Source organism: Streptomyces sp. ID05-26A (assembly GCF_033794685.1).
Lineage (GTDB): Bacteria > Actinomycetota > Actinomycetes > Mycobacteriales > Pseudonocardiaceae > Lentzea.
Genome location: NZ_JARAYZ010000001.1, coordinates 1465311 through 1484133, shown reverse-complemented (window position 1 = coordinate 1484133; position 18823 = coordinate 1465311). Strand labels below are relative to the sequence as shown.

Annotated in this window: 15 protein-coding genes; 6 read left to right on the top strand and 9 right to left on the bottom strand. The window is 68.9% G+C overall.

The window, feature by feature from the left end:
* The first annotated feature begins 4 nt into the window (after positions 1-4).
* Positions 5-907: a LysR family transcriptional regulator gene (locus PV646_RS07160; RefSeq protein WP_500340686.1), complete on the top strand. Its 903-nt coding sequence runs from the start codon at positions 5-7 to the stop codon at positions 905-907.
* 8 nt (positions 908-915) lie between these two features.
* Here the strand turns inward: PV646_RS07160 and PV646_RS07155 are convergent, their stop codons facing one another.
* The 6 genes from PV646_RS07155 to PV646_RS07130 all read right to left on the bottom strand — a co-directional run bounded on the left by PV646_RS07155 (position 916) and on the right by PV646_RS07130 (position 7558).
* On the bottom strand, positions 916-2556 hold the full coding sequence (locus PV646_RS07155; RefSeq protein ID WP_500340685.1) for a serine/threonine-protein kinase: 1641 nt from the start codon (positions 2554-2556) through the stop codon (positions 916-918).
* A 118-nt stretch (positions 2557-2674) separates the two neighbouring features.
* The gene (locus PV646_RS07150) at positions 2675-3997 is read right to left on the bottom strand and encodes a serine/threonine-protein kinase (protein ID WP_500340684.1); all 1323 of its coding nucleotides are present in this window, start codon (positions 3995-3997) and stop codon (positions 2675-2677) included.
* A 147-nt stretch (positions 3998-4144) separates the two neighbouring features.
* A complete protein-coding gene (locus PV646_RS07145) occupies positions 4145-4990 on the bottom strand; it encodes a hypothetical protein (protein ID WP_500340683.1) in 846 nt (281 codons plus the stop codon).
* Positions 4991-5195: 205 nt separating this feature from the next.
* Positions 5196-6035: a hypothetical protein gene (locus PV646_RS07140; RefSeq protein ID WP_500340682.1), complete on the bottom strand. Its 840-nt coding sequence runs from the start codon at positions 6033-6035 to the stop codon at positions 5196-5198.
* Between the two features lie 172 nt (positions 6036-6207).
* Positions 6208-7056: a hypothetical protein gene (locus PV646_RS07135; RefSeq protein WP_500340681.1), complete on the bottom strand. Its 849-nt coding sequence runs from the start codon at positions 7054-7056 to the stop codon at positions 6208-6210.
* 103 nt (positions 7057-7159) lie between these two features.
* Positions 7160-7558 (bottom strand): hypothetical protein, encoded by a 399-nt coding sequence (locus PV646_RS07130; protein WP_500340680.1) that lies wholly within the window; start codon positions 7556-7558, stop codon positions 7160-7162.
* On the opposite strand from PV646_RS07130, the gene PV646_RS07125 reads away from it, so the two are divergent.
* The gene (locus tag PV646_RS07125) at positions 7557-8609 is read left to right on the top strand and encodes an arginase family protein (protein ID WP_500342304.1); all 1053 of its coding nucleotides are present in this window, start codon (positions 7557-7559) and stop codon (positions 8607-8609) included. The two genes, PV646_RS07130 and PV646_RS07125, sit on opposite strands and share 2 nt — an antisense overlap.
* Before the next feature lie 22 nt (positions 8610-8631).
* Here the strand turns inward: PV646_RS07125 and PV646_RS07120 are convergent, their stop codons facing one another.
* Complete coding sequence (locus PV646_RS07120) at positions 8632-8892, bottom strand: chorismate mutase (RefSeq protein ID WP_500340679.1); 261 nt, start codon at positions 8890-8892, stop codon at positions 8632-8634.
* A gap of 306 nt (positions 8893-9198) precedes the next feature.
* Between PV646_RS07120 and PV646_RS07115 the strand changes: the two genes are divergently transcribed.
* Both PV646_RS07115 and pcrA read left to right on the top strand, forming a co-directional pair.
* On the top strand, positions 9199-9690 hold the full coding sequence (locus PV646_RS07115; protein ID WP_500340678.1) for a hypothetical protein: 492 nt from the start codon (positions 9199-9201) through the stop codon (positions 9688-9690).
* Between the two features lie 73 nt (positions 9691-9763).
* A complete protein-coding gene (pcrA, locus tag PV646_RS07110; protein WP_500340677.1) occupies positions 9764-12076 on the top strand; it encodes a DNA helicase PcrA in 2313 nt (770 codons plus the stop codon).
* A 1584-nt stretch (positions 12077-13660) separates the two neighbouring features.
* On the opposite strand, the gene PV646_RS07105 is transcribed toward pcrA, so the two are convergent.
* Both PV646_RS07105 and PV646_RS07100 read right to left on the bottom strand, forming a co-directional pair.
* Positions 13661-14449, bottom strand: a complete 789-nt coding sequence (locus PV646_RS07105) for a M23 family metallopeptidase (RefSeq protein ID WP_500340676.1) — start codon at positions 14447-14449, stop codon at positions 13661-13663.
* A gap of 209 nt (positions 14450-14658) precedes the next feature.
* A complete protein-coding gene (locus tag PV646_RS07100; protein ID WP_500340675.1) occupies positions 14659-15639 on the bottom strand; it encodes an esterase/lipase family protein in 981 nt (326 codons plus the stop codon).
* A gap of 124 nt (positions 15640-15763) precedes the next feature.
* Between PV646_RS07100 and PV646_RS07095 the strand changes: the two genes are divergently transcribed.
* A complete protein-coding gene (locus PV646_RS07095; protein ID WP_500340674.1) occupies positions 15764-17443 on the top strand; it encodes a hypothetical protein in 1680 nt (559 codons plus the stop codon).
* 212 nt (positions 17444-17655) lie between these two features.
* Positions 17656-18822, top strand: a complete 1167-nt coding sequence (gene sucC, locus PV646_RS07090; protein WP_189154469.1) for an ADP-forming succinate--CoA ligase subunit beta — start codon at positions 17656-17658, stop codon at positions 18820-18822.
* Position 18823: the final 1 nt, after the last annotated feature.

Here is an 18823-nt window from a genome sequence, read left to right as displayed (position 1 = left end):
GGACATGCTGGACGTGCGACGAATGCAGGTGCTCAGGGCCGTCGTGAGCACGGGTTCCATCACCGCGGCGGCGACCAACCTCGGCTACACCCCGTCCGCCATCTCGCAGCAGGTGGCGGGCCTGGAGAAGCAGGCCGGCTTGCCGCTGCTCGAGCGCGTCGGCAGGGGCATCAGGCCCACCGCCGCGGGCCGTCTGCTCACCGAGCACGCCGCCCGCCTCGCCGAGCAGTTGGCCGAGGCCGAGAGCGCCCTCACCGCACTGCGCAACGGCTGCGCGGGCACCCTGCGCGTCCGCTACTTCGCCACGGCCGGCGCCGCCCTCGTGCCGCCCGCGGTGGCCACGTTCCGCGCCGAGCGCTCCGGCGTCGAACTGGACCTGAAGCTGACCGAGCCGACCGACCCGTTCGTAGAGCTCGCGGCGGGCCGCGCGGACGTGGCGATCACCGTCCTGGAACCGGACGCACCCGCCATTGAGGGCATGGTCGCGCGGCACCTGCTCGCCGACCCGTTCTACGCCGTGCTCCCACGAGGCCACGCCCTGGCCCGCAAGCGCGTGCTGGACCTCGGCGAACTGGCCGACGAACCGTGGATCGACGCGGACTGCACCACACCCGGCCCGTGCGGGACGCTCGTCCGCAACGCGTGCGCGGGCGCCGGCTTCTCACCGCAGGTGGCGGTGGAGAGCGACGACTACGCGACCGCGCAGGGTTTCGTGGCGGCCGGACTGGGCGTCACGATCATTCCTCGGCTCGGGCTGGGATATGCGCACCCCGGCGTTGTTCTGCGGAAGGTGCGCAATCCTGAGCCCGTGCGGCACATTCACGTCGTGTACCGCGAGGATGCCGCGTGGAATCCGGCCGTGCTGACGTTGGTCGAGGCCCTGGAGAAGGCCGCAAGGGCCTCCTGACCAGGGTCTTAAGCGCTGCCGAAAGGCTTGTCGTAGCTCAGCAGGAAGTTGGGGCTGCGCCATTCGAGCGAGATCTGACGCTGCAGCGTCGACTTCGACCCGTCCTTCTTCGTGAGCTCGAGAGTGATCACGAAGTAGAAGTCGTCCCGTTCTTCGGCGCTGACGATCTTCGCCTGCTTGTAGGCGCCCCAAAAGGTCTTGAAACCGCCGGCGCCACCGGCGTAGGTGCCCTGGAAGTTGGCGTTGCCCATCTGCCACGCGGTGTCGGGCGAGGTCACCGCCGCGTTGAAGTAGTCCTCCAGCATGGCGCGGCGATCGCTCTCGGACGGCGTCTCCGTCCACTTGCCGGCCTTGTCGGCGAGCTTGGGCTTGTTCGAGGCGGGCGGGCCACCGTCCTGGGACTGCTGCGTCGAGGTGCTCGGCCCCGCGTTGTTGTTCGAGTCGTCCCTGTCCCCGGCGCCGTTCGAGATCATGCTCGCGAACACGATGCCGATGACCGCCGCCGCCACGATGGCGAGCGCGGTGTAGACCGTCGACTTCTTGTTCTTCGAGACCGACGCGAGCGCCGAGGGCTTCGGAGGCCTGGGACGCTGCGAGTACTGCGGTGCGGCGGCCGGGCGGTGGTTCGACGGGCCCTGCTGCGTCGGCACCGCGCGCGGCGGCGTGTGCATGTCCACCCGCGTCGCGTTGGGCGGCGGCGGGGGAGGTGCCTGCTGCTGCGGCGGCGTGAGGGCGCGCGTCGCGGCCTGCTGCTGTTGCACCGGGGCACCGCGCCACGACGGCGGGTGGGTCGGGGTGACGACCGCAGGGGTGAAGGCGGGGGCGGCCTGGCCGTTGGCGACGGCGGCGAGCGCGTCGCGGGCCTCGGCCATGGTCGGGCGCTCTTCCGGCTCCGCGCGCAGCAGGCGCATCAGCAGCGCGGTCAGCGGGCCGGCGTTGCGCGGCGGGTTGACCTTGCCGGACGCGACCTTGTGCAGCAGCGCGATGGTGTTCTCGCTCAGACCGAACGGCGGTTCACCCTCGATCGCGGCGTAGAGCGTCGAGCCCAGCGAGAACACGTCGGACGGCGAGCCCGGGTCGTAGCCCTTCGCCACCTCGGGTGCGAGGTAGGCGGGGGTGCCCGCGAGCATGCCCGTCGCGGTGACCGTGACGTCACCGGTCGCGCGGGAGATGCCGAAGTCGGTGATCTTCACCGTGCCGTCGTCGCCGAGCAGGATGTTGCCGGGCTTGATGTCGCGGTGCACGATGCCGGCGTTGTGCGCGGCGGCCAGCGCGGAGGCGACCTGCATGCCGATCGACGCCACGTCGCGCGGCGGCAGTGTGCCTCGTTCGGAGAGCACTCCGGAGAGGCTCTTCGACGGCAGGTACTCCATGATCAGCCACGGTTGGCTGTCGTCCTCGGCCACGTCGTAGACGGCGACGGCGTGCGGGTGCTGCAGGCGCGCGGCGATGCGGCCCTCCCGCATGGCGCGTCTCTTGGCCTCGTCCGTGTCAGCTTCGGCCAGTCCGGGCTGCAGGAGCAGTTGCTTGACCGCGACGGTGCGGTGCAGGCGTTCGTCGTGTGCCGTCCAGACGACGCCCATGGCGCCGCTGCCGATCCGCTGGCTCAATCGGTAGCGACCAGCGACCAATCGGCCATCGTCGGTCACAGTTGCTCCCCGCTGTGCGGTCACTTGCTCTCAGTTCAACGGATGATCACACCTTCGGGTTCAGATCACCCATCGGTGCGGTTACCCACCTTACGAGATTTCTACGGCGTAACGACGCTTAGCCCGCAGGAGGCGGCGTACCGCTCGAGCTACCGGGCACTGACGACGGCGCTGTCGTGGTCGTCGTCGTGGTGGTCGTCGTAGTCGTAGTCGTCGTGGTGGTTGTCGTGGTTGTCGTCGTCGTAGTGCTAGACGTCGTTTCGGGCGTTGTCGTTGCCTCGGGCGTGGTTGTCGTCACCGCGGGCAACGAACTCGTCGGCTCCACCGTTTGCGAGCTGCTCGCAGGCGGCGCCGACGGGGTGTTCGGTTCCTTGTTGAACACCCCGAGTGCGACCATCAAACCGCCGATGACCAGCAACAACGCCAGTACGACGGCGGCGATGACCAGCGGCCGGTTGTTCTCCGGCCCCCGCGCGGGAGCCATCGGCGGTGCCGTCCGCGGCGGCGAGGTCCGCGGCACCGCCCGGACCACGCGGGTCCGGTCCGGCTCCACGATCGTCGTCGGGTCGGGTCCGTCGACCACGGCCAGTCCGCTGAACGACGGCGAACGGCCGTGCGAGACGGCGTTGAGCACCTCGCGCGCCTGCGTCATGGTCGGCCGGTCGGCCGGCTCGAAGTTCAGCAGGTACATCAGCGTGTCGGCCAGCGGGTGGTCGACGGTCGGCGGGTTGATCCGCCCGGCCGCGACGGCGTGCAGAACACCGAGAGTGTTCTCGCTCACTCCGTAGGGCGGTTCGCCCTCCATCGCGGCGAACAGCGTCGAACCGAGCGAGTAGACGTCGGAGGCCGGCGTCGGGTCCTGGCCCCGTGCGATCTCCGGCGCGAGGTACGCGGGCGTGCCGGCGATCAGACCGGTCTTGGTGACCGTGATGTCGTCGGACGCGCGCGAGATGCCGAAGTCGGTGATCTTGACGACGCCGTTCTCGGCGATCAGCACGTTGCCGGGCTTCACGTCGCGGTGCACGATCCCCGCAGCGTGGGCCGCGGCCAGAGCCGCCGCGCACTGGGCGCCGATGCTGGCGACCTCGAGCGGGTCCATCGGCCCGCCCTCGGCCAGCGCGTCCGCGAGGCTGTAGGACGGCAGGTACTCCATGACCAGGCACGGGACGCCGTCTTCCTCGACGACGTCGTACACGGCGATGGCGTTCGGGTGGTGCAGCTTGGCGGCGATGCGGCCCTCGCGCATGGCGCGCTGGATGGCCTCGTCCTGCTCGGCCTCGTCGAGACCGGGCGCCAGCAGCAGCTGCTTGATCGCGACCTCACGGCCGAGGCGTTCGTCGTGGGCGCGCCAGACGATGCCCATCGCGCCGGAGCCGATGCGATCGAGGAAGCGGTAGCGGTCGGCGATCAGACGGCCGTCCGAGGTGCCGGACGTCGTCACAAGCCCACCTCGGGGGTGCGCGAAGGCGTGACTGCGGCTGCGGCAGCAGATCCCACGCTCGTGCTCCTCGTGCGGTAGTCAGCGGATCGTCCGGAATGCCCGCACAGGGTACCTGCAAGGGGCGGCTGCTGAGCTACCTGTCGTGCGTCAGTTCGTCGGGGCGAAGAAGTCGAATCCGCCGACGGTGTCGCCCACGGTGTTCAGCACGGGGTCGAGGATGCCGAGGTCCACGCTCACGTCGACCGGGTTGGACGTCGGCGGCAGCGGGGTGCTCGAGCTGGGCGGCGGCGTGCTGTCGCTCGGCGGGGGAGCCGTGGAGGAGCTCGGCGGCGGGGGCGTCTCGCTCGACGGCGGCGTGCTCGGCGTGCTGGTCTCCGTGGGCGTCGACGGCGTGGTCGAGGTCTCGGAGCTGGGCTGAGTCGGCTGAGTCGGCTGCTGGGTCTGGGGCTGCTGCGCCGGACGCTGCTGCTGGGTCTGGACGTACGGGGCGACGCGCGTGGTCGGGTTCGTCGTCGTCGGGTCCGCCTGCTGCGTCTCGCTCGCGTCGGACTGCTGCGTCTTGTTCGACGGCAGCTTCACGACGCCTTCGGTGCCGGCGCTGGCGCCACGAGCCTGGGCGCGCTCGTCGAACCGCACCTCGGCGAGGGGGCGCTCGTCGGGCGAAGAAAGCCACGAGGAGGCGGCGAACGCCACGGAACCGCAGATGATGACGCCACCGCTGGCCGCCGCGGCCAGCTTGCCGACGGTGAAACCGCCGCGCTGGGTGTCGTCGGCGCGGCCTTCGCGGCGCAGCAACTCGGTGATGTGCAGCTCCTTCATGGGCTGCTTCTTCTTGCCGCCCGGAGCCTTGACCGGCTTGAACTTCACGGTCGGCTCGAACGCCTCGGGGGTGATGTCGGCGGTGATCACCGGGATCTCCACGGTTTCCGCCTCACGGCGGGCGATCAGCTCGGCGACCGACAGCTGGCCGGTCGACTCAGCCGATCCGGTCAACCGCCGACGATGGTCCTCAATCGACACCGCTCGTTCACCCTTCCAAGTTCGCGTACGCGTACTGGCGGGAACATGGATACCGAATCGTGACCGGAGATGTAACCCCTATGGGGGAATTTTCACGGCCCGAACCCAGTTTTCGCGACGAGCGGTCACCGTTCGACTGCGAACGGCGAACCGGTTGGGTGCGGCCTAACTCCTCGGCCTAACTGCGCTGCGCCGAAAGGACTTCAGTTCCGACGATGCGCGGCTGCGTCGTGCTGGTCAGCCAGAAGAGCTGCTCGATGCGCAGCCAGCTGCCGTCCACCTCCTGCATCGAGACGACCGCGAGCACCGATCCGTCCGGCCGCACCGACGTCTGGTCGACGTTCACGGTCTTGATCCGGCCCCAGGACTTGGCGAACTCCGCGGGGTTCGCGCCGACCAGTTCGGGCGACAGCAGCCTGGCCGCCGAGTTCGGCTTGGTCGTGAGCAGCTCGTAGAACTTCTTCACCACGTCGACCTGCGGCAACGGGCCGACGGACACCTCGGGGGTGGCCGTCTCGGGGACCTCTGCGGCGGCGGTTTCCAGCAGCAGCGCGGACGGCTGTGGCATGGGCATCACGGCGGTGGAGGTGTTCTGCGCCGGCGGGTGCTCGTGCGGCAACTGGGCCGACAGGACGTCGGGACGCAGGGCGCTGGACCCGGACAACGCGACGGGCCGTTCGGAGATCGGGACGCCGACGTTCGCCGGGCGCTTGCCCGCGAGGATCGCCGCTCCCGCGATGGACGAGACGAGCACGACCGCGCCGGTCACCAGGCCCGCGATCCGCGCGACGCGGCCGGTCTTCGTGCGCCGGCGGCGGCCGGGCACCACCGGGATCACGGTCGTCGTCGCGGTCATGTTCTCGGTCGGACCGAGCAGGGAGGTGACGAGAGCGTCAGTGGCGGCTTCCTCGTTCGACAGGATGCGCATCGGAGCCGGCTGCTGCTTCATCAGCTCGGCCACGCTGATCGAGCCGGCGCGGGTGTGCCGCCGTCCGGTCGTCGCCGCGGGACGCTGCACTGCTCTGGTCCTCCGTACTGTCCGTGTTCAGCTGAAGACGTACCGTGGCCGCGCCTGAAGATGCCAGTTTCTTGGTGGACTTCACTCGTCCGTGGCGTTCAGCGGTGCTCAGGGTTCGCTCGATGGTGCTACCTACTACGTTCGGTAACTCCGGGCGTGACCTTTAGCCACTTCAGCCACCGAGCTTCAACCGTTCACTGTTGATCAACGGCACGTCGCCGAGCGTGAAGCCGAGCTCGCGCTTCTCGGTGCTGACCGTGCCGTCCTTCTTCGTCACCTGCAGCAGGCTCACGGTGAGGCCCTTGCCGGGGTCGACCACGATCTCCTTCACCTCGATCAGCGAGATGTCGGCGAGCCTGCCCTCGAGCAACGCGTCGGCGTTCGAGCGCACGGTGTCCGTGGTCAGGGCGAGCGCCGTGTCGGCGTTCGTCGCCATCGCGCGGTAGAAGTGCTCGGTCTGCTCGGCGATCTTGCCGCCGTCGACCACGGGAGCCTGGGTGACCGGCACGGTCGTGATGACCGGCGGGACCGTCCCGGACGGCTTGGCGCTCGTCGGGGACGCCTGCCCGCTCGTGCCGGGCACGCTGCTGGGCCCCGTGCCCGGCACCGGAGCGCCCTGGCCGGTCTTCGCCGCGGACGGCCTGGAGCCGCCGGTGGGCGTGAGGCTCGGGCCGCCCGTGGGCAGCGCGGCGATCGTCGGCACGCCCGAGGGGTAGCCGGGCAGCTCGACCGTCTCGACCTCACCGCCACCGCCGACCAGCTTGGCCGCGGCGACGCTCAGGCCGACCAGCACGAGCACCGACGAGACGACGGCGAACCAGGCCGCGCGCTTCCAGGTGCGCGGCGGCGTGACCGAGGCGGGCACCAGCCCGATGTTGAACTTGCGCAGGCCGTCGGTGTCCTGCAGCGGGTCGATCTGGCGGCGGCGGGGCAGCGGAATGCGGTCGCCCCCGACGACGGGCCGCGCTTCCAGCGGCTGTGGCCCGTCGTCCAGACGATGTTTGCCCGGCAGTTCGTCCATCCCGACACCCCTCTGCGACGCAATCAGAGTAGGGCCGTCTGGAGGTACCGAAACAACCAAAAGGGGGTGTTCAGGACGAGTGACACTCTTTTGTGTGAAGTTCCTACCGCGGCGGAAGTTGCGCTTGACCGCTGTTCAACTGCTTGCGCGTGTTCTGCACGCCGTTGAGCGCGGCCAGACCGCTGCCACCCGCGATCAGCGCGCCGATCACGTCGGCGGCCAGGGTGTCGCCGTTGGTGATCAGCAGGCCGATCACCGCGCCGGCGGTCGTGATGATCGCGGTCTTCCAGCGGCTGCGGACGAACTGCGAGACGGGGGCTCCGGAGAGGCCCTTCTTGTTCGCGGCCGATCCGAGCAAGCCCAGGTAAGCGTCGTGCGCCAAGGCGGCCAGCAGGCCGGCGATGGCGATCAGTGCGGCAATGAGGCCCATGTCTCCAGTGTGCCCCCAGATTTTTTCGGTGGACCATCCGTGATCGCCCTGATATCCGATTCGGGTGGACATGTTCTGGCACGACGACTGCCTCGAGCACGACGCCGGTGAGGGCCTGTGGGAGCTGCCGGGCTCCTGGCCGTGGCTGGACGTCGCCGAACCGCACCCGGAGACGGCGGCACGGCTGCGCACGTTCCGGCACGCGCTGACGCACGGTCCGGTGGCGCCGCACCTGAGGTGGCACGAGGGGCGGCATGCGTCCGTTGACGAGCTTCTGCGCGTGCACACGGCGGGATACCTCGACTCGTTGCGCGTATCGGAGCGTGTGGCGCTGGAGGTGAACACGGTCGTAGGCCCGGAGACGTGGCGTGCAGCGTCCGCGGCGGCGGGGACCGCGTTGGCGGCGCTGGAGTCCGGTGCACAGATCGCCTACGCGCTCGTCCGGCCGCCGGGGCACCACGCACAGCCGGACATGGCGGATGGCTACTGCTTCGTGAACAACGCGGCGCTGGTGGCGGAAACCGCACGGCGCCAAGGGAAGCGGGTCGCCGTCCTGGACTGGGACGTGCACCACGGCAACGGCACGCAGGAGGTGTTCTACGACCGGCCGGACGTGCTGACGATCTCGGTGCACATGCGGCACGGCTCGTGGGGCACGAACCACCCGCAGACAGGCGCGCCTTCAGAAGTGGGCGCCAACGGCAGGAACGTGAACATCGAACTGTCGCTCGGTGCGGGCGACACGACGTACATGCGCGCGCTCGACGAGATCGCTTTCCCACTGCTGCGCGACTTCGCGCCGGACCTGCTGGTGTGCGCGTCCGGGTTCGACGGTTCGGCGTTCGACCCCAACGGGCGTCACAACCTCACGGCCGACGGGTACCGGGAGATCGGGCGGCGGGTGGCGTCGTTCGGCACACCCGTCGTGCTCACCCAGGAGGGCGGCTACCTGCGCGGGTACTCGGCGTTGTGCCTGCACGCGCTGGCCGAGGGCCTGCTGCGGCTGCCGGAGCCGTTGATCGAGGACCCGCTGGCCTACGTGCCGGACGACTCCCAGCTCGCGGACGCGGACCTCGAGCACGTCCGCAAGGCCCTGATGCCTTTTTGGCCCGGCGTGCTGTGACGCCGGGCCCGTCTTCCGCCGACTACCTGCCGAGCGGGCCGCGACCCATCTTGAGCAGGATCATCGCGAGGTCCTTGCCCTCCGGGCCGAGCGGCTTGTAGCGGTTGAGCACGTCGATCTCGCGGTTGTGCACGATCTTGGTGCCGCCCGCGGCCATCCGGGCCGCGCCGATGATCTTGGATACCTCGACGCGCCGTTGCACGAGGCGAAGGATCTCCGCGTCGAGGTGGTCGATCTCCTCGCGCAGCGCGTTGATGTCGGGTTCGGTGGTGGTGTCCATCATCAGTGACCTCTCGAGAACTTCGAGTCCTGGCCCGGAAGCGACGAAGCCCCGGGGTCCGAGGACTCCGGGGCTTCGTGGTGGCTTTTCAGCGCTAGACGACCACGGGAGCCGGAGTCCGGGTCCCGTAGAAAAACTCGAAGAACGTCGCGCGCATGAATTCAGTGTCGCACAGAACCGCCCGCACCCGCCAAGCCCGCGCGGTGAGTGGGCTCACCAGGTGGGACGCCGGTCCGGAGATTCCCTCTTCTGATGGAGGTGCACGCGACCTATGGTCTGCAGGTACTCGTTCCAAGACCTGGGGGTCACATGAAGTACGTGCTCGGGATGACGGCCGCCCTGACGCTGTCTCTCGCGGTCGCTCCGCCCGCTTCCGCGGAGCCTGATTTCGCCACCGTCGCGCTCACGAAGGTCTCCGGCTGGTCCGGCCCCGGCACCACCTGGGTCACCAGAGGCGGGACCTCCGGCCGGCAGAAGTTCGACCTCGTCGTCACCAACGTCGTCGGCCACGACGAGCAGGGTCTGTCCGTCTTCATCTCGTTCCCGATCGATCGCCTGGAGGTCACCGGCTACGAGGGCGACGGCTGGGACTGCTGGGACGTCGCCGACGGTCCCGGCGCCGAAGGCGTCGAGTGCACGCAGGATCACCTGATCGTGCACGAGGAGGCGTGGCCGACCCTGACCGTCGAGACCAGGGCGGGCTCGATCCACACGCAGGACAGCATCGACGTGTACGCCGAGGCAGGCGGCCACGACGCGGTGCACGCGGGTCAGTCGTTCTTGATCGACACCAGCACCTGATCGAAGCCGTTCATCGAACACATGGTCGGGCGGTACCGGATTTGTCGGTGCCGCCCGGTACCGTGGATGAACGATGAGCGCCTTGTTCGACTTGCCCTCAAGTCCCCCCGTTTCCCGCGCGGGCCACCTGCTCGACGACCTGAACCCCGCGCAGCGCCGTGCCGTCGAGCACGCCGGTTCACCGCTGCTCGTGGTGGCGGGCGCCGGCTCCGGCAAGACGCGCGTCCTCACCAGGCGGATCGCGTACCTGCTCGCGGCGCGCGACGTGCATCCCGGCGAGATCATGGCCATCACGTTCACGAACAAGGCCGCCGCCGAGATGAAGGAACGCGTCGCCGACATGGTGGGCGCCCGCGCCCGCTCGATGTGGGTGTCGACGTTCCACTCGATGTGCGTGCGCGTGATGCGCAGGGACGCGAAGACCCTGGGCATGTCGTCGAACTTCTCGATCTACGACAGCGACGACTCGCGCCGCCTCATCACCCTCGTGGCCAGAGACCTCGACCTGGACCCGAAGAAGTACGCGGCCCGCACCCTCGCCGTGCACATCTCGAACCTCAAGAACGAGCTGATCGACCCGGAGACCGCGGCGGCCCAGGCCACGAACGACCTGGAACGCCGGGTGGCCGAGGTCTACGCCGTCTACCAGCGCCGCCTGGGCGAGTCGAACTCACTCGACTTCGACGACCTCATCATGAGGACCGTCGAACTCCTGCAACGCTTCCCGGACGTGGCCGAGCACTACCGCCGCCGCTTCCGCCACGTCATGGTCGACGAGTACCAGGACACGAACCACGCGCAGTACACCCTCGTGCGCGAGCTGGTCGGCAAGGCGGGCGGCGAGATCCCCCCGGCCGAACTCTGCGTGGTGGGCGACGCGGACCAGTCCATCTACGCCTTCCGAGGCGCGACGATCCGCAACATCGTGGAGTTCGAGCGCGACTACCCGGATGCCACGACGATCCTGCTGGAGCAGAACTACCGCTCCACCCAGAACATCCTGACCGCGGCGAACGCGGTGATCTCCCGCAACCCGAACCGCCGCGACAAGTCGCTGTGGTCCGATCTGGGCGAGGGCGAGAAGATCGTCGGCTACGTGGCCGACCACGAACACGACGAAGCCGCGTTCGTGGCGAACGAGATCGACCACCTCGTGGACAGCGGCGAGGTCAACAACTCAGAGATCGCCGTCTTCTACCGCACCAACAACCAGTCGCGGGTCTTCGAAGAGATCTTCATCCGCCTGGGCCTCCCGTACAGGGTCGTGGGCGGCGTCCGCTTCTACGAGCGCAGGGAAGTCCGAGACGCCCTCGCCTACCTCCGCACGCTGGCAAACCCGGACGACACGGTCTCGCTACGCCGAATCCTCAACGTCCCCAAGCGAGGCATCGGCGACAGAGCAGAAGCCTGCGTCTCGGCCTACGCGGAACGCGAACGAATCAGCTTCGCAGCGGCCCTCCGCGAAGCCGTGAACGACCGAGTCCCGCTCCTGAACCCCCGCTCCCGCAACGCGATCGCGGGCTTCGTGGAGATGATGGATCAGCTAGGCGAGATGGTCGCCCGCGAAGACGACGTGGCCGACATCCTCGAAGCGGTCCTCGACAAGACCGGCTACCGCACCGAACTGGAAGCCAGCGAGGACCCCCAAGACCACACGAGGGTGGAAAACCTCAACGAACTGGTCACCGTCGCCCGGGAGTTCACCGAACTGGAACTCCCAGAAGGCGCGGACCCGGTCCCGTCCCTCCCGGCATTCCTGGAACGCGTCTCCCTGGTGGCAGACGCGGACTCGATCCCGGACGCGGAATCAGACGGCGTGGTCACCCTCATGACCATCCACACGGCCAAGGGCCTCGAATACCCGGTCGTCTTCAGCACGGGCTGGGAAGACGGCGTCTTCCCGCACATGCGAGCACTGGGCGACCCAGCAGAACTGGCAGAGGAACGCCGCCTCGCCTACGTGGGCATCACGAGGGCACAACGCCGCCTCTACCTCTCCCGAGCGCTGGTGAGATCAGCCTGGGGCCAGCCCTCGGCAAACCCGGCCTCCCGCTTCCTGGGAGAAATCCCAGAAAACCTGCTCGACTGGCGCCGAGTAGAACCTTCCCGCTCAGGCCCGGCAGCAGCCACGACGTGGGGCCGCTCAGCCTCAGGCGGCATAGCCTCCCGAGGCCTGACCCGCCCAGCCCCAGGCAAAGCGGGCTGGAAGGACGCCCCAGCCATGAAGCTGGAAGTGGGCGACCGAGTAACCCACGACAAGTACGGCCTGGGCCGAGTAACAGCAGTGGACGGCGCAGGCCTACGAGCCACAGCCACAATCGACTTCGGCGGCTCAGGCACAGTCCGCCTGATGCTGATCGGCAGTGTCCCCATGACAAAGCTCTAAGCACCCGCACCCGCACCCCGCAGCCAGCGACGCCGAAGGCGAGCAGGCGTAACGGCAAGCGCCAACAACAGCGATGCCGCAGGCGAGCCGTACTTACCAAAAGGTCCGGGTGGGGTGGCTTCGTCACGAGTCGTGCCATAGCTCTTGCTGCATGTCTGAAGGGGTGTCAAACCGCCACGCTTTTCGGCGGTTTGACACCCCTTCAGACATGTGGCCCGCTCTTGGCTCGACTCGTGACGAAGCCACCCCACCGACGCGCCCAAACTAAGCAACGCGCCTCCGCCCAACGCAACAGGCGTGCCATCTACCCGCGCACGGCGCAGGCCCCGGCTTTGGATCAGATTGGCGGGGTCTGGGGCGGAGCCCCAGAAGTCACCCAGACCACAAGCACCCCAACCCCACGGACAACCGACTTACGGAACGCCCAAGACCCACCATCCGGCCCAACCCCACCAAGCCGCAGCCGCCCAAAACCGGACCACCCCCACCCCCGTGACCAGCACGAACCCCACCCCCGCCCCCACCCCCAAAAGAAATCCACAAAAACCCCGAAAACCAGCGCAACGGCAAGCCGGTAGGTGCGTCTATGTGGGTGTCGCAAGCAGCACAGCCAGGGAACGTTCGGGGCGGTCCAAGGCACAACGAGCAGCCTGCAGACAAAGGGGAGCGAAGGGACGGCGGGGGCCTATCTTCGCGGCGAAGTGCGGCCGGACCGAACGGGAGAGCGGTCCGGCCGCACTGTCTTCTCAAGACTGTCTCTTCAGGACCGGAAGCCCGCCGCAACGTCAGGCAGGGTCCAGGCAAAGGCCAGGCGGGTCCAGGCAAAGGCCAGGCAGGGCGAGGCAAAGGCCAGCCACCCCGGCACAAGGCCGCAGAACGCAAGCCCACCCCAGCAAGATCGACGCAGGTCAGCCCACCCACGTCCAAAAATTGTCAGACCCCAAGAGCACACTCGACCGCATGAGGCCACAACCCCAGCGGGAGAGCTCAAATTGGATCACGTACTGGCCGGCGCCCTGCACGAACGTGTGTTCGCATCCCTCAGCCAGCTGGAATCCCCAGAAACCCACACCCTGGTCGAGTCCTGGCGCACCTTGCTACGCCATCACGAACCAACGGAGACCGGGACCTGCAAGGCGTGCGGCCCACGCTGGCGCAGACACATGTGCTCAGTCTGGCGCGTAGCGGCAACGTACTTCGCTTGCCCGGATCCGGACCGCCAACGGCTCTAGACCGCCAACGGCTCTAGACCGCCAACGGCTCTAGACCGCCAACGGCTCTAGACCGCCAACGGTTCTGGACCGCCAACGGTTCTGGACCGCCAACGGTTCTGGACCGCCAACGGCACAAAAGCCCGGAGAAGGTCCGTCCACACCATCCACGAGCGCCACTAGAGCGACGCTAGAGGCTCCTGGCCCACAAAGGCCCCCTGAAGCGACCCAACCGCCCGCTCCCACACCCGGAGGTGGTTCAGCGCCGACAAGCCGCCAGAAAGCTACTGAGCCGTAGTTCAGCAAAGCCCGAACCGGGGTAACCGGGAACGCGACCCAAGCCGGACCGGCACCCAAAGGACTCAGAACCAGATCAGACGGTCACACCGCGAGCGTTCAACCAGGTCAACGGGTTGATCTTCTGGCCGTCCGGGTTCCACACCTCGAAGTGCAGGTGGGGTCCGGTCGAGAAGCCGCGGTTGCCCATGCGGGCGATCTGCTGCCCGGCCTTGACCTGCTGGCCTTCACGCACACCGATGGTGTCCATGTGGCCGTACACGGTGATGGTCCCGTCGGCGTGCTGCACGCGGACCCAGAGCCCGAAACCGGACGCGGGCCCGGCCTCGAGGATCACGCCGTCTGCGGCGGAGACGATCGGGGTGCCGATGGGGCCGGCGATGTCGATGCCGAGGTGCATGGTGCCCCAGCGGCCGCCGTAGCCGGAGGTGAACTCACCGGCGGCGGGGCGGACGAACTTCGGGCGCTTCTTCTCGGCCTCGGCGACCTCGCGCTCGGAGGTGAGCTGCTGGCTGCGCAGGAGCTTGGCGGCCTCGGCGGAGCCCTCTGACGTGGTCTTGGAGACCGCGAGGATCTGCGGGGCGGAGGCGGTGTCGCCTCCCATGCCGTCGAACGTGGCCGCACCATCGGCGTGGTTCGCGAGCTGGACGTCCTTGCTGTCGTCCGCGGCGGCCTGGCCGATTTGGCCTGCGCCTGCCGCGGCGAACGCGCCTACTGCGACGGCGGCGACGACGATGCGTCCGCGAAGCGCCGACGGTGGCGGGGGGAGCCGGTGAGAGCTGACCGTGCGCGTGTTGGCGCGGTCGACTGCCTCTTCAAGCGCAGCACTGCGTTCATGGCCGCCGGGGGAGCGGTGGTGACTCAAAGCTTGCCCTTCCGCCTTCGGGGAGCCTGATCGTGTGGACCGCCGGGCGGGGGATTCCCGGTGAGTCAGGATTCGGGGTTCTGACTCGGTGTCCTTCTGTGATCAGACCGTGACAACGGACCCGGGGACAGTAACGGCGGGGAGCCTGGGAGGGCAAACCCCAGTTTGTTATGTCCTTCGTATGGGCGGCGACCAGCGGGTTTCAACTGTCAACTGTGACCGTCGGTGATTCCGGACGGCCGACACGCCTCTCCGCCAGCGGCGATGGGGTGAGTTGACAAGTCATCCGATCGGGTGATGGCCGTCACAACTACGTGAAGGGTCCTCGTGTCAACCGGCAAAGAAAGGTGACCTGAATCACGTATCTGGTGCTCTTCGACGTGCAACGACGGGTGCTCCAGTCGGGCGTTGCGCTGAGGCACGATGATCTGATCCATTTCCGACCAGACCACGACGAAGCGCGTGCGGCACGGACGGCAGGGCTCCGCGAGCTCCGAGAGCAACTCGGAACCGGGTCGCAGCTGCCGGGTCAGCGGAGTCGGCAGTAGATAGGCGGCGAGAGTGCCGCTGTGGGGCGTCCCCAAGGTAACGAGTGAGCGAACGCGTGAGTCGCCATGCAGCCGTTGCACGTAGTACCTGGCAATGAGCCCGCCGAGCGAATGGCCGACCACGTGCACCTGTTCGGATCCGGTCTGTTCACAGATCCGCTCGATGTGCGCGCCGAGCAGTGCCGCCGAGCGGCGGACGTCGCCGGTCAGCGCGGTGAGCACGCTGTAGTTGATGGCGTGTACGACCCCGAAGCCCCGCCTTCGCAGCGCCCCCGACAGCACCGCGAAGGCGGAACGGTTGTCCCCGATGCCATGCACCAACACGATCGGGGTGCCCGCCGCGTCCATCGCCGAAACCATCAGCCCTCGCTGACGAGGGGGCAGGCCGTCGGTGCGGTAGTGCCGGTACGGGCCTTCCGGCCGCAGTTGCTCGGTGATCGCGCCCCACGGGTAGAGCACCGCGTGGGCCGTCAGCCAGGCCGCTTCCATGGCGACCCCGCGCATCCCGCCGGGGGTGGCCATCGCCCGCAGCGCGACCTTCACTTCCTCCGCGACGTCACGGGCGGTGTGGACTCCCCAGCCGGCACGGTCGAGAGCAGCGTCAGTCAGACGCGTGATCCACGACCGGCCGGTGTCGCTCATGTGAGCGACGTTAAGTGATGAACTCACCGGCTAGGAGTACCCGGCGGACGTTTTCCACATGCGAACGAAATTCGTCTTGATAGGCACGCGCGACCTCACACCTCTATTGCTAGGTTCGCCCGCGATGACTCGCACCGAGCTCGAGAACCAGACCCCCGCGGCCGCCAGGCTCCGCACTTCGTGGGCCCTCGCCGCCGCAGGCTCCGCACTACTGGCCCTCGGCCCGCTGCTCGGCGTGGTCAGCGGCGCGGAACCCGCCTTCACGTCGTGGCCGCTGCTCGCCCTGCTGGCGCTGTTGCCGCCTGCCGTCGCGGGGGTGCTGCTGATGCGCGGCCGCCCGTTCGTGGCGGCGGGGCTGATCGCCGCGGTCGGCGTGTTCGCGGTCGGCCGGCTGCTCAGCGACCTCCTGGTCGCCTTCGAGCCGATGGACGTGGCGCGCCCCGAGCTGTTCCGGCCGGCGACCCTCGTCGCGGTCACGCCCGCGGCGGGCGTGTGGCTGCTGGTCGTGGGGCACCTGCTGGTGATCGCCGGCGGAGCGCTGGCGTCCGGCCGCGCCGGCATGCCCGCGGACGAGTCGGAGCCCCCGAGCCTGGTGGCGTTCCCCGTGCTCATCTCCCTGGTCGCCGCGGTCGGCCTGCTGGGCAAGCCGTTCGTGTCGACGGACCCGTTCCAGCTCGACCGTGGGCCGTGGGACCTGCCGGTGCTCGGCCTCGTCGGTGGCCTGCTGATCGCGGTCGCCGTGCCGCTCGCGACCGCGCTCGCGTCGAGCTCGCCCGACCCGGACACCCGTGCGGGCGGAACGGTCGGCGTCTCGCTGGCCCTCCTCGCCGTCGTGGTGCCCCCTCTGGCGGCCGGCACCGTCGCGCCGAACCTCGGCATCACCGGTGGCTCGGTCGCCGCTCTCGTGTGCGCTCTCCTCCTGCCCGGCATGCCGCTCCTGGGTCGCACGGCGCGGCTGCTCAGCGGCAAGCGCGACGAGACGCGCGACCTGGCGTTGCCCTCCCTGGGCCGCATGCACGTGGCCGCGGGCGTGCTCGCGCTGCTCGCGGCCCTCGCGATGCTGGTCGGCGCGCTCCTGCCGCAACTCGTCCTCTCCACCGGAGGCGCGGCACCCGACCTGGCGTCCGTGAACCTGCTCTGGGCGGCCGGACTCGCGTTCGGCGTGCTCGGACTCCTCTTGTTCGTGCCGTCGGTCGCGCCGGTGGTGCGTCCGGCGCTGGTGGGCGGCTTCCTGGCGATGCAGCTCGCCGCGGCGGGCATGACGCAGGTGGTGATCGCGGCGAGCCAGCTGGGCGTCGCTCAACCGGGTGCCGGTTTCTGGCTGATGGTCGTCGAGGCCCCGCTCGCCCTGCTGGCGCTCGCCTGCACGGGACTCGCGGGCGCGACGGAGCGGGAGAACGCGGGCGAGGTCAGGAAGGAACAGGTGCCGGTCGCCGAGCTGGGCGCGATCCTGCTCGCCGGGCTCTTCGCGGTGGGCGCGTTCGTGCTGCCGACCATGCGCGGGGCCAGGTACACGGCACCGACGGTGGTCCCGGACAACGACCCCGCGGTCTCCTGGGCGCTCCTGGTCTGCCTCACGATGCTGATCATCAGCCTCGTGCTGGTGTTCAGGTCGAGGCCCGCTCGTGGTGCCGCGACGCTCGCGGGTCTGGCGTTGCTGCTCGGGATCCGGGCTCTCGAACTACCGCTCACGGGCAGTCGCGTCGAGGACGCGGTCGCGGCGCCGGGGACGTGGCTCGCGCTGGCGTCGGTCGCCGCGCTGGTGGTCGCGGCCGGCTTGATGGGCGCTCGTTCGACCCGCTGAAACGTGACACGCACGCGCTTTTCTCAATATCGCGCGCGTACGCGTGATCGACCTCACCGCCGTTGAGACCGACCTCACCGGTGGTGACGTGCGAGCGGTACCCGCAGGTCGATAGTGTCTGGGCCCAGCCGCGTCAAGTGGGTTCGCTTGGCCCCTTGAGGACCACCCAGGCGCGGTGTTGTGTTCCGACACCGACGTCGCAGGAGACCCGAGTGGACCTGTACGAATACCAGGCGAAGGACCTCTTCGCCGCCCACGGCGTCCCGGTACTGCCGGGCGATGTGGCCACCAACCCCGCCGACGCCAAGGCCATCGCCGCGAAGTTCGGCCAGGCCGTCGTCGTCAAGGCCCAGGTCAAGACCGGCGGCCGCGGCAAGGCCGGTGGTGTGAAGCTCGCTTCCACCCCGGAGGAGACCGAGGAGAAGGCGACCGCCATCCTCGGCCTCGACATCAAGGGGCACATCGTTCACCGCGTTCTGGTGACGCCCGCCTCCGACATCGCGGAGGAGTACTACTTCTCCTTCCTCCTCGACCGCGCCAACCGCACCTTCCTCGCCATGGCGAGCGTCGAGGGCGGCATGGACATCGAAGAGGTCGCCGCGACCAAGCCCGAGGCCCTCGCGAAGATCCACATCGACGCCATCAAGGGCGTCGACGTGGCCAAGGCGACGGAGATCGCCGACGCCGCGAACTTCCCGGCCGAGGTCAAGGACCAGGTCGTCGACACCATCGTGAAGCTCTGGGAGACCTTCGTCTCCGAGGACGCCACGCTGGTCGAGGTCAACCCGCTGGTCCGCGACCCGCAGGGCAAGATCGTCGCGCTCGACGGCAAGGTCACGCTCGACGAGAACGCCGACTTCCGCCACCCGGCCCACGCCGAGCTGGTCGACAAGGCGGCCGAGAACCCTCTCGAGGCGAAGGCCAAGGAGAAGGGCCTCAACTACGTCAAGCTCGACGGCGAGGTCGGCATCATCGGCAACGGCGCCGGTCTCGTGATGTCCACTCTGGACGTCGTGGCGTACGCCGGTGAGCAGTACGGCGTGAAGCCCGCGAACTTCCTCGACATCGGTGGCGGCGCGTCCGCCGAGGTCATGGCCAACGGCCTGGACGTCATCCTCGGCGACGAGGCCGTCCGCTCGGTCTTCGTCAACGTCTTCGGTGGCATCACCGCGTGCGACGCCGTCGCCAACGGCATCGTGAAGGCGCTGGAGATCCTCGGCGACTCGGCCACCAAGCCGCTCGTCGTCCGCCTGGACGGCAACAACGTGGAGGAGGGCCGCGCGATCCTCGCCGAGGCCAACCACCCGCTGGTGACCGTTGTCGACACGATGGACAACGCGGCCGCCAAGGCCGCCGAGCTCGCGGCTGCGGGGGTCTGAG